1 protein-coding gene is annotated in these 317 nt (G+C 71.3%); it reads right to left on the bottom strand.

Annotated elements, in window-relative coordinates:
- Window positions 1–317: glycosyltransferase family 2 protein (locus tag ACLZOT_RS51300; protein WP_416976158.1), on the bottom strand; the 317-nt coding region annotated here is incomplete at both ends.

Below are 317 nucleotides of genomic sequence, written 5' to 3'. Positions count from 1 at the left end.
GGGCGGGGAGGTTGCGACGGGCGAGCCAGACGCGGTTGCGGGCCACCATGCGGTGGTAGACGGCATGCCGCGAGGGCGCGGTCGTCGGGTGGAACAGCACCATGTCCGACCGGTAATCGATCATCCAGCCCGCGTCGAGGGCCCGCCATGCCAGGTCGGTTTCCTCATGGGCGTAGAAGAATTCGTCCGGGAGTCCGCCGACTTCGGCGAAGACCTGGGTGCGTACGGCGTTGGCGCCGCCGAGGAAGGTGGTGACCCGGGAGGAGCGCATCGGGTCGGCCGCGCGCAGCCGGGGGACGTGGCGGCGCTGGGTGACC

The sequence above is a fragment of the Streptomyces sp. 4F14 genome, assembly GCF_048159485.1.
Taxonomy (GTDB): Bacteria; Actinomycetota; Actinomycetes; order Streptomycetales; family Streptomycetaceae; genus Streptomyces.
The sequence above is the reverse complement of the archived record's forward strand: the minus strand, read 5'-3'. Positions and strand labels throughout refer to the sequence as shown.